General features: G+C 74.8%; 16 protein-coding genes and 1 pseudogene. 15 read left to right on the top strand and 2 right to left on the bottom strand.

Features of this window, described 5'->3' with window-relative positions:
* The first annotated feature begins 194 nt into the window (after positions 1-194).
* The gene (locus ACFZB9_RS09145) at positions 195-710 is read left to right on the top strand and encodes a GNAT family N-acetyltransferase (protein ID WP_391445107.1); all 516 of its coding nucleotides are present in this window, start codon (positions 195-197) and stop codon (positions 708-710) included.
* 88 nt (positions 711-798) lie between these two features.
* Here the strand turns inward: ACFZB9_RS09145 and ACFZB9_RS09140 are convergent, their stop codons facing one another.
* Positions 799-1,008, bottom strand: coding sequence for a hypothetical protein (locus ACFZB9_RS09140; RefSeq protein WP_391445201.1), 210 nt, complete (start codon positions 1,006-1,008; stop codon positions 799-801).
* On the opposite strand from ACFZB9_RS09140, the pseudogene ACFZB9_RS09135 reads away from it, so the two are divergent.
* Together ACFZB9_RS09135 and ACFZB9_RS09130 are read left to right on the top strand one after the other, a co-directional pair.
* Positions 911-1,156, top strand: a pseudogene (locus ACFZB9_RS09135) (MMPL family transporter); the annotation flags it as partial. The gene ACFZB9_RS09140 and the pseudogene ACFZB9_RS09135 sit on opposite strands and share 98 nt — an antisense overlap.
* Positions 1,157-1,167: 11 nt before the next feature.
* On the top strand, positions 1,168-1,431 hold the full coding sequence (locus ACFZB9_RS09130; protein ID WP_391445199.1) for a hypothetical protein: 264 nt from the start codon (positions 1,168-1,170) through the stop codon (positions 1,429-1,431).
* A gap of 481 nt (positions 1,432-1,912) precedes the next feature.
* On the opposite strand, the gene ACFZB9_RS09125 is transcribed toward ACFZB9_RS09130, so the two are convergent.
* Positions 1,913-3,313 carry a hydrolytic protein gene (locus tag ACFZB9_RS09125; RefSeq protein ID WP_391445105.1) on the bottom strand — a complete coding sequence of 467 codons (1,401 nt, stop codon included), beginning with the start codon at positions 3,311-3,313 and terminating at the stop codon, positions 1,913-1,915.
* 184 nt (positions 3,314-3,497) lie between these two features.
* On the opposite strand from ACFZB9_RS09125, the gene ACFZB9_RS09120 reads away from it, so the two are divergent.
* The 12 genes from ACFZB9_RS09120 to ACFZB9_RS09065 all read left to right on the top strand — a co-directional run bounded on the left by ACFZB9_RS09120 (position 3,498) and on the right by ACFZB9_RS09065 (position 19,645).
* Entirely contained in the window at positions 3,498-4,238 is a 741-nt protein-coding gene (locus ACFZB9_RS09120; protein WP_391445103.1) for a LuxR C-terminal-related transcriptional regulator, read from the top strand.
* Between the two features lie 200 nt (positions 4,239-4,438).
* Entirely contained in the window at positions 4,439-7,654 is a 3,216-nt protein-coding gene (locus ACFZB9_RS09115) for a hypothetical protein (protein WP_391445102.1), read from the top strand.
* A complete protein-coding gene (locus tag ACFZB9_RS09110; protein WP_391445100.1) occupies positions 7,651-8,388 on the top strand; it encodes a DUF4255 domain-containing protein in 738 nt (245 codons plus the stop codon). The genes ACFZB9_RS09115 and ACFZB9_RS09110 overlap by 4 nt, the downstream gene beginning before the upstream one ends.
* Positions 8,385-10,565: an ATP-binding protein gene (locus ACFZB9_RS09105; protein WP_391445098.1), complete on the top strand. Its 2,181-nt coding sequence runs from the start codon at positions 8,385-8,387 to the stop codon at positions 10,563-10,565. Before ACFZB9_RS09110 ends, ACFZB9_RS09105 begins: the two co-directional genes overlap by 4 nt.
* 164 nt (positions 10,566-10,729) lie before the next feature.
* On the top strand, positions 10,730-12,277 hold the full coding sequence (locus ACFZB9_RS09100) for a phage tail sheath family protein (protein WP_391445096.1): 1,548 nt from the start codon (positions 10,730-10,732) through the stop codon (positions 12,275-12,277).
* A 57-nt stretch (positions 12,278-12,334) separates the two neighbouring features.
* Entirely contained in the window at positions 12,335-12,775 is a 441-nt protein-coding gene (locus tag ACFZB9_RS09095; protein WP_391445094.1) for a phage tail protein, read from the top strand.
* Positions 12,772-13,275 carry a hypothetical protein gene (locus ACFZB9_RS09090; RefSeq protein ID WP_391445093.1) on the top strand — a complete coding sequence of 168 codons (504 nt, stop codon included), beginning with the start codon at positions 12,772-12,774 and terminating at the stop codon, positions 13,273-13,275. The genes ACFZB9_RS09095 and ACFZB9_RS09090 overlap by 4 nt, the downstream gene beginning before the upstream one ends.
* On the top strand, positions 13,272-13,430 hold the full coding sequence (locus ACFZB9_RS09085; protein WP_391445091.1) for a DUF6760 family protein: 159 nt from the start codon (positions 13,272-13,274) through the stop codon (positions 13,428-13,430). The genes ACFZB9_RS09090 and ACFZB9_RS09085 overlap by 4 nt, the downstream gene beginning before the upstream one ends.
* 2,420 nt (positions 13,431-15,850) lie before the next feature.
* Positions 15,851-16,555 (top strand): hypothetical protein, encoded by a 705-nt coding sequence (locus tag ACFZB9_RS09080; protein WP_391445089.1) that lies wholly within the window; start codon positions 15,851-15,853, stop codon positions 16,553-16,555.
* A 72-nt stretch (positions 16,556-16,627) separates the two neighbouring features.
* The gene (locus ACFZB9_RS09075) at positions 16,628-17,053 is read left to right on the top strand and encodes a phage tail protein (protein WP_391445087.1); all 426 of its coding nucleotides are present in this window, start codon (positions 16,628-16,630) and stop codon (positions 17,051-17,053) included.
* Positions 17,054-17,102: 49 nt separating this feature from the next.
* Positions 17,103-17,825, top strand: a complete 723-nt coding sequence (locus tag ACFZB9_RS09070; protein WP_391445086.1) for a LysM peptidoglycan-binding domain-containing protein — start codon at positions 17,103-17,105, stop codon at positions 17,823-17,825.
* Positions 17,822-19,645, top strand: a complete 1,824-nt coding sequence (locus tag ACFZB9_RS09065; protein WP_391445084.1) for a VgrG-related protein — start codon at positions 17,822-17,824, stop codon at positions 19,643-19,645. The genes ACFZB9_RS09070 and ACFZB9_RS09065 overlap by 4 nt, the downstream gene beginning before the upstream one ends.
* Positions 19,646-19,650: the final 5 nt, after the last annotated feature.

Genomic DNA, 19,650 nt, shown 5'->3' with positions numbered 1-19,650 from the left:
GTGATCGAGGTCGAGGACAGGAAGGGAGGTGGGGTTGATGACCGCGCATGAGGCCACTGCGTCGCGCAGCGCCCGGACCGCCCTCACGTCCCGGGCGAGGGTCTGACCCGCCCTTTCCCCGCCTTGCCGAGAGCGTGAGCTCGCGAGGCCCTTCCTTGCACGAACCCGACCATGAAACGGACGTTCATCCCGTCATGCGTACCCATCACCAGTGGATCACCCGTGCCGAGACCCCGGCCGACATCCCCGCCATCCGTGCCGTCACCCTCGCGGCCTTCGACACCGCCGCGGAGGCCGACCTCGTCGACGCGCTGCGGGCCGACGCCTGCTGGATCGAGGGGCTCTCCCTGGTCAGCACCGACGAGCACGGCGCCCTTGCCGGCCACGCGCTGCTGACCCGCTGTCACATCGGTGACCGGGCCGCGCTCTGTCTGGCCCCCGTCTCGGTGCTGCCCGCACGGCAGCGCACCGGCGCCGGCTCCGCGGCCGTGCGGGCCGCGCTCGCGGCGGCCGCGGCGCTGGGCGAGCACCACGTCGTCGTCCTCGGGCACCCGGCGTACTACCCGCGCTTCGGCTTCGAGCGCGCCAGTGCGCACGGCATCCGCGTCGGCTTCGAGGTGCCCGACGAGGCACTGATGGCCCTGACGCTGGACGACGCCCAGCCGCTGCCGGCCGGCACCGTCCGCTACCCGGCGCCGTTCGGCAGCTGACCGAACCGGCGGCCAGGGCCTGTCCGGCGGATCCTGCCGGACAGGCCCTGGCCGCCTCAGCCGCCTCAGCCGCCTCAACTGCCTCGGCTCAGCAGGCCGCGGTCGTGATGGCGCGCAGGCAGGCCATGAACGGGCCGTGCAGCTGCGGATCGGGGCCGGCGGTCAGGTACTTGGCGATGGCCGCGCCGGCCGCGGCGCTGATGACGTCGGTCAGCGGGTGCTCCGGCGGCAGCCCCACCTCGGCCGCGAAGGCCGGGCCGCCCACCGCGACCGCGTCGGCGACCTCGGTGGCCGGCATGCTGGGGCTCTCCTGCGCCATCGACTACGCGCTGTTCATCCTCTCCCGGCACCGCACCAACCTGCTGGCCGGGCGCCGCCCCGAGGAGGCCGCCGGGCGGGCCGCCGGGACGGCGGGCAGTTCGGTGGTCTTCGCCGGACTGAGCGTCATCATCGCGCTGTGCGGCCTCGCGGTGGTCGGCATCCCGTTCCTGACATCGACATCTCCGCCAAGCTCTCCGCGGCGCTGCCGGTCTTCCTGGTGGACGCCTTCGTGGTCCGGCTCGCCCTGGTGCCCGCCGTCATGACGATCCTCGGCGAGCGGATCTGGTACCACCCGCGCTGGTACGCCCGGCTGGTCCCCGACCCCGACATCGAGGGCGAGAAGCTGGAGGAGGAGCTCGACCACCACCCCGGCGAGCGCCGCCTGACCGTCGTCGCCTGACCGTCGTCGGCTGACCGCACCGACCGCACCGATCACAGTGACGCCGCTGGCGTCGTCCCGGCCGGGACGACGCCAGCGGCGGTGCGTCAGGGCATACTTCACTGGTCGGAAGGGGCACCCGGGCTGCCCTGGGCGGGTAAACCGGCGGGATTTCGCGTGCCCCCGCAGGGACATCGTGTCCGGTCGGTGTCTCGATCGTGGACGGATGAGGGAACAGGCCGTCTTCCGGCTGTCCGGAAAACACTGATATCTCTTGACCGCCCTAGGATATGAGTGCCACTCAGGTCACTGGCTGGGCCTTCGGTGTCCTCCTGTCGTCCCGCGATGCCGCCGACGACTTCCCGAACCGGCCATGGCGGGCAGCTCTCTTGACAAGGGCACGGTGTAGGAAAGGGGTGGGAGGGGAGTGGTGATGGCAGAACTGAACCGGTTCACCGCGGCGAAGGGGGCCGGGTGACTTCTGCGAGGCAGCCGGGGGACATCAGTGCTTGAGATCGCTGAGCTCCCCGCTGACGTTGAGCAGTTCGTGGCACTGGGAGGCCTGCTTCCCCGAGGCCGGAGTGCCCGGCTCCTGGCAGGTCACGCTCGCTGTCACCGTCTGGTTCTCGGTGACCTCGATGGGAGTCACCCAGTGGTAGTCCTGGTTGCGGAAGGTCTCCAGTGCGATGGTCGTGATCGTCTGGTCGCCGAACTTGATGGTCAACAACCCTTGGTCGCCCTGGAAGTTGGCGACGACGATGTCGGTGATGCCGAGGACCTTGCCGGCCGGCACCTGGTAGCTGCCCACCGCGGCGGCGCCGCCCGCCGTCTGCACGTCGATGGTGGCGGAGCTCTGCTGGCCGGTGCCCGGCACCGCCCGGCCGGAGCCGTCACCGCCGCCACCGCTGCCGCCCTGCTGCGCGGTACTCGGCCGGCCGCCGCCCGGCTGGCCCTGGCCGCCGCTCGCCCCACCGCTCTGGCCCGGTGTGGGCGGACTCACGGAGGGGGGCGGGCTGGGCGTGGCGGTCCGCTGGTCGACGACCTGCTGCGCGGCCTGTTTGGCGGAGCTGCGCACCGCGGGCCGCACCAGGGCGAACCAGGCCAGCAGCAGGGCGATCAGCGCCGCGAGGAGGGCGAGCAGCCACTTGGGCAGGATCGGGAGCTGGACGAACTCGCCGGGCAGCTGTTGGCGTTGCCCCGCGGCCTGTGCCGGGCCGGGCCGGGCGGCGGTGGGCTGTGCGGCCGACTGTGCGGCCGGCTGCGGGCTGCCCGGCTGCGCCGCGCCCGGCTCCTCGGCGCCCTCCGGCCGCCCGACGGCGACCTCGAAGGGCCAACTGGCCGGTTTGCCGAACCAGATCAGCCGGCGCGCACGGACCCGCACCCGGACCTCGGCCGACTCCCCGGGTTGCAGGCGCAGCCGGTCCGGGGTGACCCCGAAGCGCAGGTCCTCGCCCGCCTGCGCGGGGGAGAAGGTGACGGCACTCGGCGCGTTGCCCAGGTTCCGCACCGCGGCGCGATAGCGCGCACGCAGCCAGCCGCGGCGGCGCCGGGGCGTGAGTTCGGCCTGCAGCTCGTGGAAGGGCGTGACGGTCACCGTGGTCTCGGGAACCGTCACCAACTCGGGCCGCTCGGCGGGCAGCACCCGGATGCCGAGCGGGAAATCACCCGCGCGCACCTCGGGGGAGCGGGGCGGGGCCAGCCGCACCGTCACCGTCTCGGAGGTCCCCGGATAGAGCGAGACCCGGGCCGGCTCGACCGTCGTCCACGGGGCACAGTCCCCGACCACCTCCAGCGAGTAGGCCTCGACGATGTCGGTCCCGTTGCGGACCGTCAGGGTCGTGGTCACCACGCCTCCGGGCGACACCGTCAGTGCGGGAAGGCCGAGTTCGGCGGATGTGGTCATAGCGCGACGGTAGGACCGCCGAGCCGCCGGCGGAGAGGGACGTGCGGGCAAGGAGCGGGCAGCCGCCTTGCCCGGGAGAACAGATCCACGTCCCGGCAGTGCGCGGGGCCGGCGCCGTGACGTGGCGGCCCGGCCATCAGTACCACACGTCCATTGGCGCGCCAGGAGTAGAACGGATCCGTTCATGACGTCGATCGAGACAACCCAAGAAGCGGCGGTGGCACCACGGTTCGCCCGCGCTCCGCTGCCCGCAAGGGCCGGGACACCCACCGGGGCCGAACCCGAGGGGATACGGGTCAAGCCCGGCCGGGTGCCGGTGGCGGTGTTCGCGGAGGACATCATCCTGCACACCGGCGTGGTCCAGCAGTTGAGGCAGCGCCCGGAAGTGGAGCTGCTCGGCGAGGGCGAGGCCGCGAAGGCGCGGGTCTCGCTGATGGTGGTCGACGTCCTGAACGACGCCGTGGCCGAACGGCTGCGCACGCTGCGCCGCGGCACGCAGAGCCGCACCGGGCTGGTGGTGGGCCACTTCGAGGCCGGCGGGCTGCAGACCATCATCGAATGCGGCGTCACCGCCGTGCTGCGCCGCTCGGAGGCCGACCAGGACCGGCTCGTGCACCTCATCACCGCCCTCGCCAACGGCGAGGGCGTGATGCCCGGGGACCTGCTGGGCACGCTGCTCGACCGGGTCGGCAGCCTGCAGCGCACGATGCTGGACCCGCGCGGCCTGAGCCTGTCGACCCTCACCGCCCGGGAGGCGGAGATGCTCCGGCTGGTGGCCGACGGCCTGGACACCGCCGAGATCGCCGTGCAGACCTCCTACTCCGAACGCACGGTCAAGAACGTGCTGCACGAGATCATCACGCGGCTGGGGCTGCGCAACCGCGCCCACGCGGTGGGGTACGCGATGCGCCACGGGCTCATCTAGAGCCGGCTCCGGCCTGCCCGGCTCCGCTCCGGGCAGGCCGGGGCGGCGGCCGGTTGCCCTTCGGGGACACCGGTGGCTACCCCCGGCTCGGGCCGGTGGGCTCTGCCCCCGGCGGCCCGGGCCGGGGAGACTGCCGGGAGCACCGCCCTTCTCGGTCTGTGAGGTTGAGCGTGATCGGCGCCCCCGCAAGTCCCCGCTCCGTGCGGCGGTCGGCGCGAGCCGCCGTCGCGGCCCTGCTCTGCCTGGCCGCGGTCGTCCTGACGCTGGGCACCGCCAACTCCGACGGGCCGGGCGGGGCAGCGCGCCCGGCCGCCGCGGGCAGCGCCACCGCCGAGACGCGGATCGTCTACGCCGGCACGGACCACCGCAGCCTGGCGCGGGTGACCGGCCCGGCCTCGACCACGCCGCTGTTCGGCCCCGGACCCGCCCACTTCGACGTGGACCCCTCGGCCCGCGGCGACCAGCTGGTCTTCACCAGCCTGCGGGACAGCCCGCTGCCCCAGGTCTACCTGCGCGACGCCACCGGCGCGGTGCGCGAACTCACCACCGGCATGGACACCGCCGACCCGACGCTGACCCCCGACGGCAAGTCCGTGGTGTTCGACGCGCTGGAGCCCGGCGGCATCAACGGCGCCTCGCAGCGGGACCTGTGGGTGGTGAACACCGACGGCACCGGACTGCGCAGGCTGACCGACACCAGCTCCAACGAGACCCACCCGACCGTCTCGCCCGACGGCACCTGGGTCGCCTACACCTGCGACGCCGACCCGGCGCACACCCAGCTCTACGTGATGCCGCTGGCCGGCGGCGCCTCGCGGCGGATCACCGACGTCACCACCGGCAGCGCCCTCGACCCGGCCTGGAACCCGGTGAACGACGACGCCCACGGCCAGCAGATCGTCTACACCTGGGACCAGGGCGGCACGGTGGGCCCCCAGCTGAGGCTCACCTCGCCCACCGGCACCGACAAGGCGTTCTTCCCCGGCACCGGCTCCACCTGGCAGACCGGATCGGCCGCCTGGCTGCCCGACGGCAGCGGGGTGCTCTTCCTGAGCCCCAACCAGTCCGACGGCACCCTGACCACGATCCAGCACGTGTACCGGGCGCCGACCTGCTCCTGCACCCCGCCCCAGTCCCTCTACAGCGACGACCGGCTGCTCCGGACCCCGACCTGGCTGGGCACCCAGAGCGACGGCGGGCCGGTGGTGGAGCAGACCAGCGCCTCGGCCGCGAACGTGGCCGACGTGGAGGACGTGCGCCCCGACGGAACCGACCCACGCGACCTGGGCGTCAGCGTGCTCCGCGAGGACCCGGCGGCCGACACCAACACCGACCCCGGCTCCGACCCGCTCTTCAACCCCCGGCCAGGCTACGACCCGTGGTTCGAGCGGCAGGGCTACACCCCGGACGGCCGGCAGATCGTGCTGACCCGCTTCGAGGACTCGCCGGCAGGCCGGATCGAGCGGATCTGGCTGATGGGGGCCGACGGGTCCGATCCGCAGCCGATGAACCTCGCCGGGCGCGGGCCGAACGACTGGGACACCGACCCGGAGATCTCGCCGGACGGCAAGCTGATCGCCTTCACCCGGACCTCGCCCGGCGGCATCGGCGCCGCCTCCGGGCCGGGCCGGGTGGTGATCGCCCAGGTGGCGACCGGCGCGATCGTCGGCACCATCGAGCCGCCCGCCGCGCAGCAGGCGACCTCCGAGGCCCAGCCCACCTGGTCCCCGGACGGCCGGACGATCGCCTTCACCCGGACCGAGGTGATCGACGGCAACGGCGCCAACAAGCACGTGTGGACGGTGCCCGTCGGCGCACTCGACGAGCAGACCGACCTGTCCGCGGCCGCCTGCCCGGCCGGCTGCGCCGTCATCGACGACAGCCCCGCCTTCTCGCCGGACGGCAACCAGGTCGCCTTCAACCGCAAGAGCGGCAACGGCGCGGTCGACCAACGCGACGGCATCCTGGTCACCTCGCCGACCGGCAGCGGCTGCACGGTGATCCTGCCCGCGGGCCTCGGCAAGGACCCGAACGCCTGCACCCGCCCGCTGCCGGACACCTCCACCACCGGCCCCTTCCAGCCCCGCGACGCCGCCTGGACGGCCGACGGCTCACAGCTGGTGCTGACCTCCCGCCGGGCGCTCGCGCCCAACTCGCCGGAAGGACTGTCCGTCTACGACCTCGCGACCGCCAAACTCACCCCCCTCGACTGGAACCTGCCGGGACGTCAGAAGGAGCCGAACATCCAGCAGTCGGTCGACCTGTCGCTCAGCGCGCCGGCCACCACGCCCGCGATCGTTCCCGGCGGCAGCACCAAGGTGGCGATCACCGTGACCAACCATGGGCCCGCACCCTCGCCGGGCACCGTGTTCACCGTCTCGGTGCCCGGCGGCGCCCGGCTCGGCGGGCTGACGGCCACGGCCGGGCAGTGCGACGCCACGGCGCTGCGGTGCGACCTCGGCACCCTGGCCCCGGGCGCCCGCGTCCAGCTGACCGCCACGGTGGTCGGCACCCTGGTGGGCGGGCAGCAGTTCGGCTGGAGCGTGGCCGGCTCGGTGGTCGACCCCAACCCCGGCGACAACGCGGCGCAGACCGTCGTGCCGGTGGTGGCCGCGCCGCCGCCCTCGTCCCCGCCGGCCAGCACGCCCCCGCCCAGCACGCCCCCGCCCAGCACGCCCCCGCCGGTCACCTCCCCGCCCGCCTCACGGCCGGCACCGCCGTCCCCGACGCCTCCCGCCCCGACGCCGAAGCAGCAGCCGGGGCCCGCGCCGAAGGCCGGACCGGGCGTCTCGGTCGGGGCCCAGCCGAACCCCGGCTACGTCGGCGGCCATGTGACGGTCGGCTACACCGTGCGCAACGACGGCCAGGCGCTCGCCACCGGGCTGAGCCTGTCGCTCGGCCTGCCCGCCGGGGTGCCCACCGAGCCGCTGCCGCCCGGCTGCGCGAACGGGTCCTGCGCGCTGGGCGACCTGTCCCCGGGCGGGAGCGAGGTCGTGCAGGTGGTGCTCTCGCCGAACGCCGCCCTGCAGGCCACCATCACCGCGGTCCTGACCACCACCGGCACGGACGCCGACCCGGGGGACCACGTGGCGAGGACCCCGCTGCGGATCCTGCAGCCGCGTATCGTCGCGGTGCCGCCGATCGGCAAGCCCGGCTTCGTGACCTCCGTACGCGGCCAGGACTTCCCGCCGGGCGTGCCGGTCACCTTCGTCTGGCAGCCCGGCATCACCGCCGCCGCGGCACCCACCGTCCCCGCCGCCGACGGGACCTTCGCGGGCCAGCTGCTCATCCTCCCCAAGGACCAGACCGGGCCGCGCACCATCACCGCCAGCGGCCCCGGGTTCTCCCCGGTGAACTGCCCCTTCCTGGTGGTGGCCGGCAGCATCGGCCCGCCGGAGGAGGTGGAGCGGCGGTGATCCACGAGGTCGACGAGGCGCTGCGGCTGCTGCTGGCCGAGAGCGGCCTGCCGGAGCGCGGGGTGGAGGTGGTCTTCGACTCGCCCACCCGGGACTGGGCCGCTCGCCGCAACACCCCGACGGTCAGCGTCTTCCTCTACGGCATCCGCGAGGAGGCGACCCGTCGGCAGACCGGCGCCGCCGCCGAGCACGACGCCGACGGCATGGTGGTGGCCTGGCGCGCCGCACCCCGCTGGTTCGAGCTCTCCTACCTGGTGACGGCGTGGGCCGGCCGGCCGCAGGACGAGCACCGGCTGCTGGCGGAGGCGCTGCACTGCCTGACGGCGGTGGACGCGCTGCCTGCCCGGCTGCTCACCGGGACGCTCGCCGAGCTCGGCCTCACCGTCGGGCTCGACACCGGCGGGGCCGACGCGGGCCCGCCGTCGGTCTCCGACGTGTGGTCCGCCCTCGGCGGGGAGTTGAAGCCCTCGATCGATCTGCGGGTGCTCGCCCCGCTGTCCGGCGAGCGCGGACCCGCGGGGCCGCCGGTGACCGAGGGGCTCGTGGTGCACGCCACCGACAGCACCGCGGTGGGCGAGGGAACGGGTGAGGGGGCGGAGGAGGGCCGGGCGCAGGGCCCCGGCCGCCGGCTGCGCTACCGCGACGGCACGGACCCCGGCTCGCACGGCTTCGCGGCGCCCCGGGACCGTCCGCTGCCGCCCGCGCGCCGCCGGCGCGGCGGCCCGGCGCGATGAGCCTCGACCTGGCAGCGGCCAGGAGCGCGCCCGCGGCCGGCCACGATCATCTGTGGGAGCGGCTGGGCCGCCTGGAACAGCGGATCCGGGCCGCGGTCCGCGAGCGCCGGGCCGGCGATCCGGATCCGGAGGACCCGTACCGCGGCCAGTACCTCACCCCGGAGGCGGTGGAGCGGATCCTGGCGGCCTCCGCGCTGGCGGGCCACGCGGGCAGTGGCCTGGGCGAGTTGCCGGCGCCGCCGCCCGGGTCGCGGACGCGGCGGCTCACCGAGGCCTTCGGCCTGCTCCCGATCGACCTCGAACTCCTGCTGGTGGCGCTCGCCCCCGACCTCGACATCCGCTTCGAACGGCTCTACGGCTACCTCAACGACGACCTGACCCTGCGCCGGCCGACCATCGGGCTGGCGCTCGAACTGTGCGGACTGCCGGGAGCCGGCCCCGGCCGGTTCCGCTTCACCGCACAGGCCCCGCTGATCGCCGGCGGACTCCTGGAGATCACCGAGCCGGACCGCCCACTGCTCTCCCGGGGCCTGCGGGTCCCCGACCGGGTGACGGCCCAGCTGCTCGGTGACGACGAGGTCGACGGCGCGTTGCGCGGGCTGGTGCGACCCGGCCGGGTCGACCCCGACCCCGACACCGACACCGACCCCGACCCCGACGCCGCCGCCGACGCTGCCGCCGAGGCACTGACGGAGCCGGCCCGCCGCCTGTGCGCCGCCGCGGCGACCGGCAGCGGACTGGTCTACCTGCTGGACCAGGGCGGCACCGCCGGACCGCTGAGCGCCGCCGCCCTCGCGGGCAGCGGGCGGCGGCCGCTGGTCGTCGACGTCACCGCGCTCGCCGCCCGCCCCGCGGACGAGGCCGTGCGCGCGCTCGTCCCGCTGGTCCGGGAGGCGCGGCTGACCGGCGGCGGGGTGGTGCTCGGCCCGCTGGACCAGCTGGCGCCCGAACGCCCCGAGCGGGCACAGCTGTTGCGCGAGCTGTGCGCCCGGCTCGCCGGGGTGCCGCTGGTCGTGCACGGCAGCCTGGCGTGGGATCCACACTGGGCGGCGGAGAGCCCGGTGGTCCTCGTGCTGCCGCCACCGGACCCGCGCCGGCGCGCCGAGCGATGGGCACGCGCGGTCAGCGGAGCACCGGGCGGTGAGCTGGCTGGTGAGGTGGGCGGTGAGCTGGACGGCGAGGTGAGCGGGGCGCCTGGCGCGGAACTGGCCGAGGCCCTCGCCCCCTACCGGCTGGACGAGGACCAGCTGGCCCGGGCCGCCACCGTGGCGGCCCGGACGGCGGCGGCCGAGCGGCGCCCGGTGCACGCCGACGATCTGCGGGCCGCGGTGCGCGCGCAGAACGGGGCCGGACTCGCCCGGCTCGCCCGTCGGATCGAGCCCGCGGTCGGCTGGGCGGACCTGGTGCTGCCCGACGCCACCTCGCGCCAACTGCGCGAACTCTCCCTGCGCGCCAGGCACCGCGACCAGGTGCTCGGCCAGTGGCGGATGCGGCCGGGCGGTGGCCGCGGACGCGGGGTGATCGCGCTGTTCGCCGGCGAGTCCGGCACCGGCAAGACGATGTCGGCCGAGGTGGTCGCCGCCGAACTCGGCATGGAGCTGTACGTCGTGGACCTGTCCAGCGTGGTGGACAAGTACATCGGCGAGACGGAGAAGAACCTGGAGCGGATCTTCACCGAGGCCTCCCAGGTCAACGGGGTCCTGCTGTTCGACGAGGCGGACGCGATCTTCGGCAAGCGCTCGCAGGTCAAGGACGCCCACGACCGCCATGCCAACGTGGAGTCGGCCTACCTGCTGCAGCGGATGGAGTCCTTCGACGGGATCGCGGTGCTGACGACCAACCTGCGGGCCAACCTCGACGAGGCGTTCACCCGGCGCCTGGACGTCATCGCCGAGTTCCCGGTGCCCGACGAGGCACAGCGCCACGCCCTGTGGGACCGCTGCCTGGGCTCGCGGATCCCCCGCGCGGACGACCTCGACCTGGCGTTCTGCGCGCGCCGCTTCGAGCTCGCCGGCGGCTCGATCCGCTCCTGCGCGGTGACCGCCGCCTACCTGGCCGCCGGTACCGGCCGACCGCTGGAGATGGCCCAGCTGGTGTCGGCGGTGGCGCAGGAGTACCGCAAACTCGGCCGCCTGGTGCTGGAGAGCGAGTTCGGACCGTGGCTGCCCGGCAACTGAGCACCCGACACCTGGGCCGCTGACCGTGGTGGGCCGCACGGCCCACCACCGGTGCCCGCCGGGGCAGTGTTCTTGCCCCTGGTCCGGGACTTCGGGACATGTCATGGCAGGCGGTCCCATCGCAGACTCTGTGACGGATGATCGGACCGGCCGAAGGAGCGAGCATGCCGTCGTACCTCACCCCGGGTGTGTACGTGGAGGAGGTCCAGTCCGGTGCACGGCCGATCGAGGGGGTCGGCACGGCCGTCGCCGCCCTGGTCGGCTTCGCCGAGACCGGCCCCTGGCACGAGCCGACCCTGGTGACCAACTGGGACCAGTACGTCCAGCAGTTCGGCGGCTTCACCGAGGGCAGCTACCTGCCCCACGCGGTCTACGGCTTCTTCGCCAACGGTGGCGGCTCCGCCTACATCGTCCGGATCGGCGAGCCCGGCCGGGCCGCGGCCGGCGGCGCGCCGGAGCCCGCCCACCAGGCCCCGGCGCCCACCGCCGTCGCGGGCTTCCTGATCGCGGCCCTGCCCGGCACGGGCGCCGACGTGAGCGTCGAGATCGCCGACGCCGAGGGCGAGAACATCCCGGAGGACCGGTTCAGGCTGCTGGTCCGCAAGGGCAGCGAGGTCGCCGAGACCTACGAGGTGTCGACCCGCAGGAACACCAAGGGATATGTCGTCACCCAGCTGCGCGAGTCGAGGCTCGTCACCGTCACCGAGCAGCCCGGCACCGCGCCGAGCCGGCCCGACCGCCAGACCCTCGCCCTGGCCGAGGCGCCCGCGCCCGCCCCGGCGTCGGCCGCCCCCGCCACCCGCCTGGACCCCGCCGAGTACGTGGGCGACGCCTCGGCCCGGACCGGCTTCGCGGGCCTGGAGGCGATCGACGAGATCACCATGGTCGCGGTGCCCGACCTGATGAGCGCCTACCAGCGCGGCGACCTCGACGCGGAGGGGGTGCGCACCGTCCAGCTGGCGGTGATCTCGCACTGCGAGCAGATGGGCGACCGGATCGCCGTCCTGGACACCCCGCCGGGTCTGAACGCCCAGCACGTGCGCACCTGGCGCAACCAGGAGGCGGGCTACGACTCCCGCTACGCGGCCCTCTACTACCCGTGGATCAAGGTCTTCGACCCGGCGAGCGGCCGCAACGTGCTGGTCCCGCCGAGCGGGCACGCCGCCGGGGTGTGGGCGCGCAGCGACGCCGAACGCGGCGTGCACAAGGCCCCGGCCAACGAGGTCATCCGCGGCGCGGTCGACCTGGAACTGCGGCTCAGCAAGGGCGAGCAGGACCTGCTGAACCCGATCGGCGTCAACTGCGTGCGGGCCTTCCCCGGGCGCGGCATCCGGATCTGGGGTGCGCGCACCCTCGCCTCCGACCCCGCCTGGCGCTACCTCAACGTGCGGCGGCTCTTCAACTACCTGGAGGAGTCCATCCTGCTCGGCACCCAGTGGGTGGTGTTCGAGCCCAACGACGACCGGCTGTGGTCCAGCATCCGCCGGAACATCACCGCGTTCCTCACCGAGGAGTGGCGGCGCGGCGCGCTGTTCGGCCAGACCGCCGCGGAGGCCTTCTACGTCAAGTGCGACCGCGAGAACAACCCGCCGGAGTCCATCGACCTCGGACAGGTGATCTGCGAGATCGGGGTCGCGCCGGTGAAGCCCGCCGAGTTCGTGGTGTTCCGGCTGTCCCAGTTCTCCGACAGCACCAGCCTCGTCAACGAGTGACATCGGGTGCGAGGAACGACCAGCAGCGTCAGCAACCCCGGGAGGTGACAGGAAGTCATGGCTGAAGGCGATCCGCTCTCCACACACATATTCGGCGTCCAACTCGGCGGCTACAACGTCGAGTCCGTCAAGGAGATCAGCAATCTCACCGTCGATCAGGACGTCGTCGAGTACAAGCAGGTGACCCAGCAGGGCAAGCTGGTCGTCCGCAAGCAGCCCGGCGCGCGGCTGCCGGGCGAAGTGACGATCACCCGTGGTCTCGACAAGAGTTCGGCGTTCTCGAACTGGATCAAGGAGACCCTCAACAACGGCGCGATCAACACCGCGCGGCAGAACCTCACCATCGAGGTGAAGGACACCACCGGGGCCACCCTGCGGCGCATCCAGCTGATGAACGCCTGGGCGAGCCGGTGGGAGGGCCCCACCCTCACCGCGGGCGAGTCCAGCGCCGCGACCGAGACGGTGACCATCGTGTTCGAGGAGATCTCGGTCGAGTGAGGCGACGGATCGGGGTCGAGGAACTCCTGGCCCAGGCAGGGACAGCGGCACCGGAGCAGGCGCCGGTGCAGGCACCGGCTGGGGCTCGGCAGAGCGGTGAGCCACCGCGGCAGCGGCCGCGGGGGCACGAGCTGCGCACGGAGTTCGAGTTCGAGCTGCCGCGCGGGTATGTCGACGACGAGGGCACCGTGCACCGGCACGGCAGCATGCGGCTGGCCACCGCGCGGGACGAGCTGATGCCCCAGATCGACCTGCGGGTCAAGGAGAACCCCGCCTATCTGAGCGTGGTGCTGCTGAGCCATGTGATCACCAGGCTCGGCAGCATCACGGACGTGCACGCGGGCGTGGTCGAGCGGATGTACGCCACCGATGTGGCGTTCCTCCAGGACTTCTACCAGCGGATCAACAGCGAAGGCCACACGCGCGCCGCGGTGACCTGCCCGCACTGCGACGGCGCCTTCGAGGTCGACCTCGCCGGTGGGCGCCTGGGGGAATCGTGACGTACGCGGCCGCCCGGCTGTACGAGGAGGTCGCGTACATCGCCTACCACTTCCACTGGCAGCGGGAGGCCATCCTCGATCTGACCCACGATGAACGACGGCGCTGGGTCCGGGAGATCGCGCGGATCAACACCCGCGTCAACGAGGGCGGGTGAGCGGTATGGGCTTCTGGGACGGGTTCACCCGCCGGGCGGCGGGCAGCGGGACGGCGCGCGGCGGCGGGGCGGCGGCGTCTGCCGAGGCGCCCGTCGTGCCGGCTGCGGGGCCGGCCGCGGCACCGCCGGTCGGTGGGGAGTCGGTCGGGGAGCGGGAGCGGGAGGGGGCGTGGGACGGGGGCTGGCGGGCGGTCGCGCCGGTGGCCCCGACCCTCGCGCAGCCGGTGACCGGGGTCAGCGACGGGCTGCGGTTCCGGTCCCGGCTCGCCGCCTGGCAGAACCCGTCGCGCTGCGGCAGTGGCCTCGGCCACGCGGTGCTCCCGTCGGCACCGGCGGGCATCCTGCGGGCGGTGGTACGGCCGCCCGGGCCGGTGGGGGAGGCCGGTGGGGCGTTCACGCTGCCCTATGTGACGCCGGCTGCGCCGGAGGCGGGGCGGCCGGACGAACTGGACGTGCCCGCGGCGGCGGTGCGGCGGGAGAGGCCGGGGCGGCGGGTCCCCGCCCGGGCGGGCGGTCCGGCGGTTCCCGGGGCCGGGAGCGGGGTCGTGCCGTCGGTCGAGCCCGCGGCAGCGTCCGGTGCGCGGCAGCGGCCCCGCGCGGTCGTGCCGCGCCCGGTCGGTCGGCCGCTGACCGTGGCGCGGCGCCCCGAGTCGTTGCCCGTGCGCACGGTCGCCGTACTCCGGCCCGCAGCCGGGGAGCCGGGCGGGCCGGCCGATGCTCCTCCGTCGCAGGGCCCTGCGGCGTCCACGCCGTCCGCGGCGCAGCCGACCGGTCCCGAGCCGCACCCGGCTGCCGTCGGCGAACCCGGGGCCGCCCGGCCCGCCGGTGGCGTGGTCCAGCGCACCGCCGTGACCGGTGCCGCGCCGGCCCGACCGGTCCTCGGCGCGCCGCTGACCGCGCTGCCCGCGAGCGCCTCGCCCCGGCCCGCTGCCCGGCGCCCCGGCGGTGCCGATGGTGCTTCGGGTCCGTCGGCCGCACCACTGCCGATCGTGCCCGGGCCCGCCCGACCGACCGGTGGCACCTACGTGCAGCGTTCAGCCGACTCGGCGGGCGGCTCCGCCGCCGCCCCCGCTCGCCAGCGCGGCGGACTGGGGGCACCCCTCAGCGGGCTGCCGCCGACCGCGGCTCCGTCGGGCGGCCGTCCGGCTCGGCCCGTCGAGCGCGGACCCGTTCGGCGGAGCACGAGAGCGGCGGGGAGGGGCGGCGCGGACGGCGGCCCCGGCCCCGGCCCCGGCCCCGGCCCAGGCCCCGGCCTCGACCTCGGCCTCGGCGCCGAGCGGGGGCACAGCGCTCCTCCCGTCCCCACCGTCCCCGCGCCACCGCGGTCGGCGGCGGGGGCCGGGGGAGGCACTCCCCATGACGCAGCGGCTCCTGGGCGGCGCACCCCCGCGCCGGACCCAATCGCCGTCCAGCGCAAGGCCGATGACGGTCGGTCCGCTGCCAGTCCTGGCCCGGCTGCCGGTCGTCGGGGTGCGGACGCGAGCGGGAGTGCGCGGCCGGAAGGCAGGACGCCGACGGCTCGGCGGGCAGAAGGAGAGGGACCGCAGCCGGTCGACGCCGCGCTGCCCCGGGCCGGACGTCCCATCGCGCCGCCGCTGCCCGCCGCTGAGCCGCGGCAGGGTGATCCCGAGGCTCCGGGCCAGGCCCACCAGCCCCCGTCGACCAACCGCTCGCCGATCGACGGCCGGCCCGTTCAGCGTGCGGTGGCGGAGGGTCAGCACGCGCGGGCGGTTCCGGTGGTCGCGCCACACGGCCCAGCGCGAGCGGCCGGGCCGGTCCACCGCACCCGCGGACTGCTCGGCGAGCGGCCGATGGGCTTCGCGCTCGCGGCCGCCGCGGCGGCGAGCACGGCGGCAGGCACGGCGGGTACCGGGTCGGCCGGGCAGCCAACCCCACCCGTCGTCAGGGCCGCCTGGCGCCAGGAGACTCCCGCCCCGGCCGAGGGCGGGGCGGCGATGGGTCGGACGGCGGGCGCCGCCGGCCGGCGGGGGCGTGAGATGGCTGGTGCTCGCGAGGTGTCGCGTCCGGTGGACCCTCCCACGCCCGGTGAGCGCGGGTCGGCGGTGGACCGGGCGGGGGCTGTCGCCGGCCGGCGGGGGCGTGAGGTAGCTGGTGCTCGCGAGGTGTCGCGTCCGGTGACCCCTCCCCGGCCCGGTGAGGGGCGGTCAGTCGTGAGCCAGGTGATCTCCGGCGCCGTTGCCGCCGTCCAGCGGCGGTCGTTGCCCGGGCGCGAGGCTGCCGGCCATCGCGATGCCTCGCGCCCGGCGGCCCCGGCGGCCCCGGCGGCCCCGGCGGTGCCCGGCGCCACCGACCGTCCGTCGCGATCGGGCGCGGCGCGTGCCACAACTCCCATCGCACGGCTGGCGGCACCCGCGCGGCCCGCCATCCCCGGTGGCGCTGCGCCAACACGGTCGGAGGCAGTGCCCGCAGGCTCTTCCGCCCCTGTCGCGCTCCCCGCCCACCCCGCGCTCCCCGCCCACCCCGCGCTCCCCGCCCACCCCGCGCTCCCCGCCCACCCCGCGCTCCCCGCCCACCCCGCGCTCCCTGCCCACCCCGCGCACCACGAGCAGCGCGGCGCCCCGCCGCGCGGGCCGGTGGTCCGCCTCGCGCCGTCGAGCGGTGCGGTGGCCCTGCCGGCTGTGGTGGCGGTTCAGCGGCTGCCGCTCGGTGCTCGGCCGGCGCGGAGTTCCCCGGTGCCCCTGCCCGGTGCGGGCCCGGAGCCCACGTCACGTCCGGTCGCCGCACCGGTGTCGGCCGCCGCGCCCTGGCCGGCCGCTGTGGTGCCCGGTGCCGGCCGGGCGAGCAGTCCGCCCGCCCGTTCGCGGCCGACGCCCGCCACGGCGGCGGTGCTCCGGCGGGTGGCCGAGCAGGCGGGGCTGTCCGGGGTGCCGTTGACCGCCGTGCCCTCTCGCACCCCGGCCACCATCCAGGCCCGCACCTCGGCCCCCGCCACCGCCGCCTCCACCACCTCGCACCGTCAGCCGGGCGCCGCCCCGCTGCCCGCGGCCGCCGCCGACCTCGACGAACTGGCCCGGCGCCTGATCGAGCCCGTCGGCCGGCTGCTGCGCGCCGAGTTGCGCAGGGGAAGGGAGCGCGCCGGACGGCCGTACGACGGCCACCGCTGAGAACACGGCGCCATCAGCAGACAGGGCAGGGCAGGGCAAGGCAGCGGCGGCGGCCAGGCGACGGAGGCAGGAATGACCGACAACATCTTCGCGACCAGCGTCTTCTTCAGGCTCACGATCGGCGGCAACGACCTCGGCGACTTCACGACCTGCTCGGGACTCGGCGCCGAGGTCGAGATCGAGGAGTACGCGGAGGGCGGCAACAACGGCTTCTCCTGGCAGTTGCCGGGCCGCATCACCTGGTCGAACATCACGCTGACCCGCGCGGTCACCTCGGACACCACCAAGATCGCGCGCTGGCTGGACGAGATCGTCCGGCGGGTGGAGCCGAAGGACGGTGAAATCGTGGCGTTGCGACCCGACTTGAGCCGTATCGTCGCCTGGCAGGTGCTCGGCATCGTCCCCGTGCGGTGGCAGGGGCCGTCGTTCGACCCGGCGAACTCCGAAGCAGCGGTGGAGAGCCTGGAAATCGCCCACGCGGGCCTGCGCCCGTCATGACGGACCGCACCACAGGACCCGTTGCCCGACGCACGGAAGGAGATCCGGGATGTCCTCAGCGGTCCCCGCGAGTGTCACCCGCGCCCAACTGACCATCATGGAGCCCCCGTCGACGGTCGGCGCCCAGCCCGGCGGAGAACTCGCGCTGCTGCCACTGCAGTTCAACCCGGCCACCCTGGTGCTGCGCAAGTCCACCGAGTGGCGGCGCACCCCGTCCCGGATGGCGGGCCAGTCGGCGCTGCCCGAGTTCGTCGGCAGCGGGCCGCGCTCGCTCTCGCTGGAGGTGTTCCTCGACGCGACGGCGACCCATGACAACTCGGTGGAGCGGGCGGTGAAGCAGCTGATGATCGGCTGTGTCCCCACCCCGAGCAGCCTGGCGAGCAAGACCCCGGCGAGCCCGTGGCTCCGGCTGGACTGGGGCTCCACGGAGACGACCTCGTTCAACGGGGTGCTGACCGACCTGTCGGTCACCTACACGCTCTTCGACGTGGACGGCAAGCCGTTGCGGGCCACCTGCGCGCTCACCATCGAGGAGGCGAGTGTCGATCCGGCGGGCCAGAACCCGACCTCGGGCTCGCCGGAGGCGCGCAGCACCCACCAGGTGATCGCGGGCGACAGCCTGCCGCTGCTCGCCTGGCGCGCGTACGGCGACGCGGCGGCCTGGCGCACCATCGCCGAGGCCAACGGCATCGACGACCCCATGGTGCTGGTCCCGGGCAGTGAGCTGATCGTGCCTGGGATCGACGAGCGGACCCGGGGCGGGCGCCCATGAGCACCATCGAGGCGCGCGGCGGCCGCTCCTTCGCCGCGGACCCCGTCGTCGAGGCGCCGGGCCCGCTGCCGCCGGTCTGGGCGCGGCAACTGGTCTGCTGCGACATCGAGGAGAGCGTCGGCCTGCCCGACACCGCCGCGCTGACCTTCCGCGACGCCAACCACACCTTCCTCACCGCGACCGGGATCACCATCGGCACCCCGCTGCGGGTCTCCGTGGTCACCGTGCAGGGGCACGCGCAGGTGCGGCTGTTCACCGGCGAGGTGACCGCCGTGGAGCTGGAGGTCGACACCACGGGCTCGTTCACCGTGGTGCGGGCATCAGCCATCACCCACCGGCTGATGCGCGGGCGCCGGGTGAAGGCGTTCCGCAACATGACCACCTCGGACGTGGTCCGCGAGGTGGCCGCGGGCGCGGGGCTCGGCTGCGGCCGGGTCGACGCGTTCGCCGTCGTCCACCAGCAGCTCTCCCAAGCCAATGTCCCGGACTGGGAGTTCCTCCAGTACCTGGCGCAGGAGAGTGGTGCGCAGGTGCGGGTCGACGACGACGGGCTGCTGGAGTTCGTCAAGCCCGAGCCCGCCTCCTCGGCCCCGGCCCCCAGCACCCCGGCGCCGCTGAGCCCGCTGGTGCTGGAGTACGGGCGCAACCTGCTGGAGCTGCGCGGGGTGCTGACCGCCGCCGGCGGGGCGCAGACGGTCGAGGTGCGCGGCTGGAACGTGGCCACCAGGAGCGAACTGGTGGCCACCGAGCCGTCGGTGACCGCGCAGACCGTGCAGCCGGGGATGAGCCCGTCGGTGGTGACCGGCGCCTTCCCCGGTCCCACCCGGCTGACGGTCGCCGACACCCCCTACCGCACGCAGGCGGAGACGGCCGCCGCGGCCGGGTCGATCGCCGCCTCGGTGGCCGCCGGATTCGGCGAGCTGGAGGTGGTCGCCGAGGGCAACCCGCGGCTGCGGGCGGGCACACCCGTCGCGCTGGGCAACGTGGGTGCCGCGTTCTCCGGCCGCTACACTGCCACCGCGGTGCGCCATCTCCTTGAGCCGTACCGCGGTTACCGCACCACGGTGGTGGTCAGCGCGGCCCCGGACCGTTCGCTGGCAGGGCTGGTCACCGGGGGCAACGCCGCCTCGCGCGGGCCGCGGATGCCGGGGCTGGCGATCGCCGTGGTCACCGACGTCCGGGAGCCCGGGGACGCGCAGCGCGGCGGGGTGCGGCTGAAGTTCCCGTGGCTGGACGACAGTTACGTCTCCGACTGGGTGCGCACGGTGCAGTGGGGCGGTCAGGGGGGTGGCGGCGTGTTCAGCCCCGAGGTCAACGACGAGGTGCTGGTCGGCTTCGAACAGGGCAGCCTCGACAGCCCCTACGTGCTGGGCGGCCTCTACAACGGCGTCGACGCGCCGTCGCCGCACGACGTGCCGCTGATCAGCCCGGGCAGCGGCCAGGTCAACCGCCGTTCCCTGGTGTCCCGTTCGGGTAACCGGTTGGAGTTGCTGGACGTGCCGGGCGGCCCCTCCGGGGTTCGACTGGCCAGCGGCGACAAGAAGTTGGAGGTCAGGCTGGACGAGCAGAACGGCCAGATCGTGCTGACCGTCTTCGATGCGGCCGGTGCGGCGGCGAGTTCGGTGCGTCTCTCCTCCTCCGGCATCACCCTCGACGCCGGCACCGGGGAAGTGAGGCTGACCGGTGGCTCGGTGAGCGTCAGCGGCCGGACGGCGGTCACCGTGGACGGCGCCGAGGTGACCGTCACCGGCCGGACGGCGGCCACCGTGGACGGCGGTGCGATGGCGGTGCTCAAGGCTGCCCTCGTCAGGATCAACTGACCTCG

Origin of the sequence: Kitasatospora sp. NPDC008050 (assembly GCF_042957465.1) — a bacterium.
Taxonomy (GTDB): Bacteria; Actinomycetota; Actinomycetes; order Streptomycetales; family Streptomycetaceae; genus Kitasatospora.
This window is presented reverse-complemented; position numbering and strand designations above follow the sequence as displayed.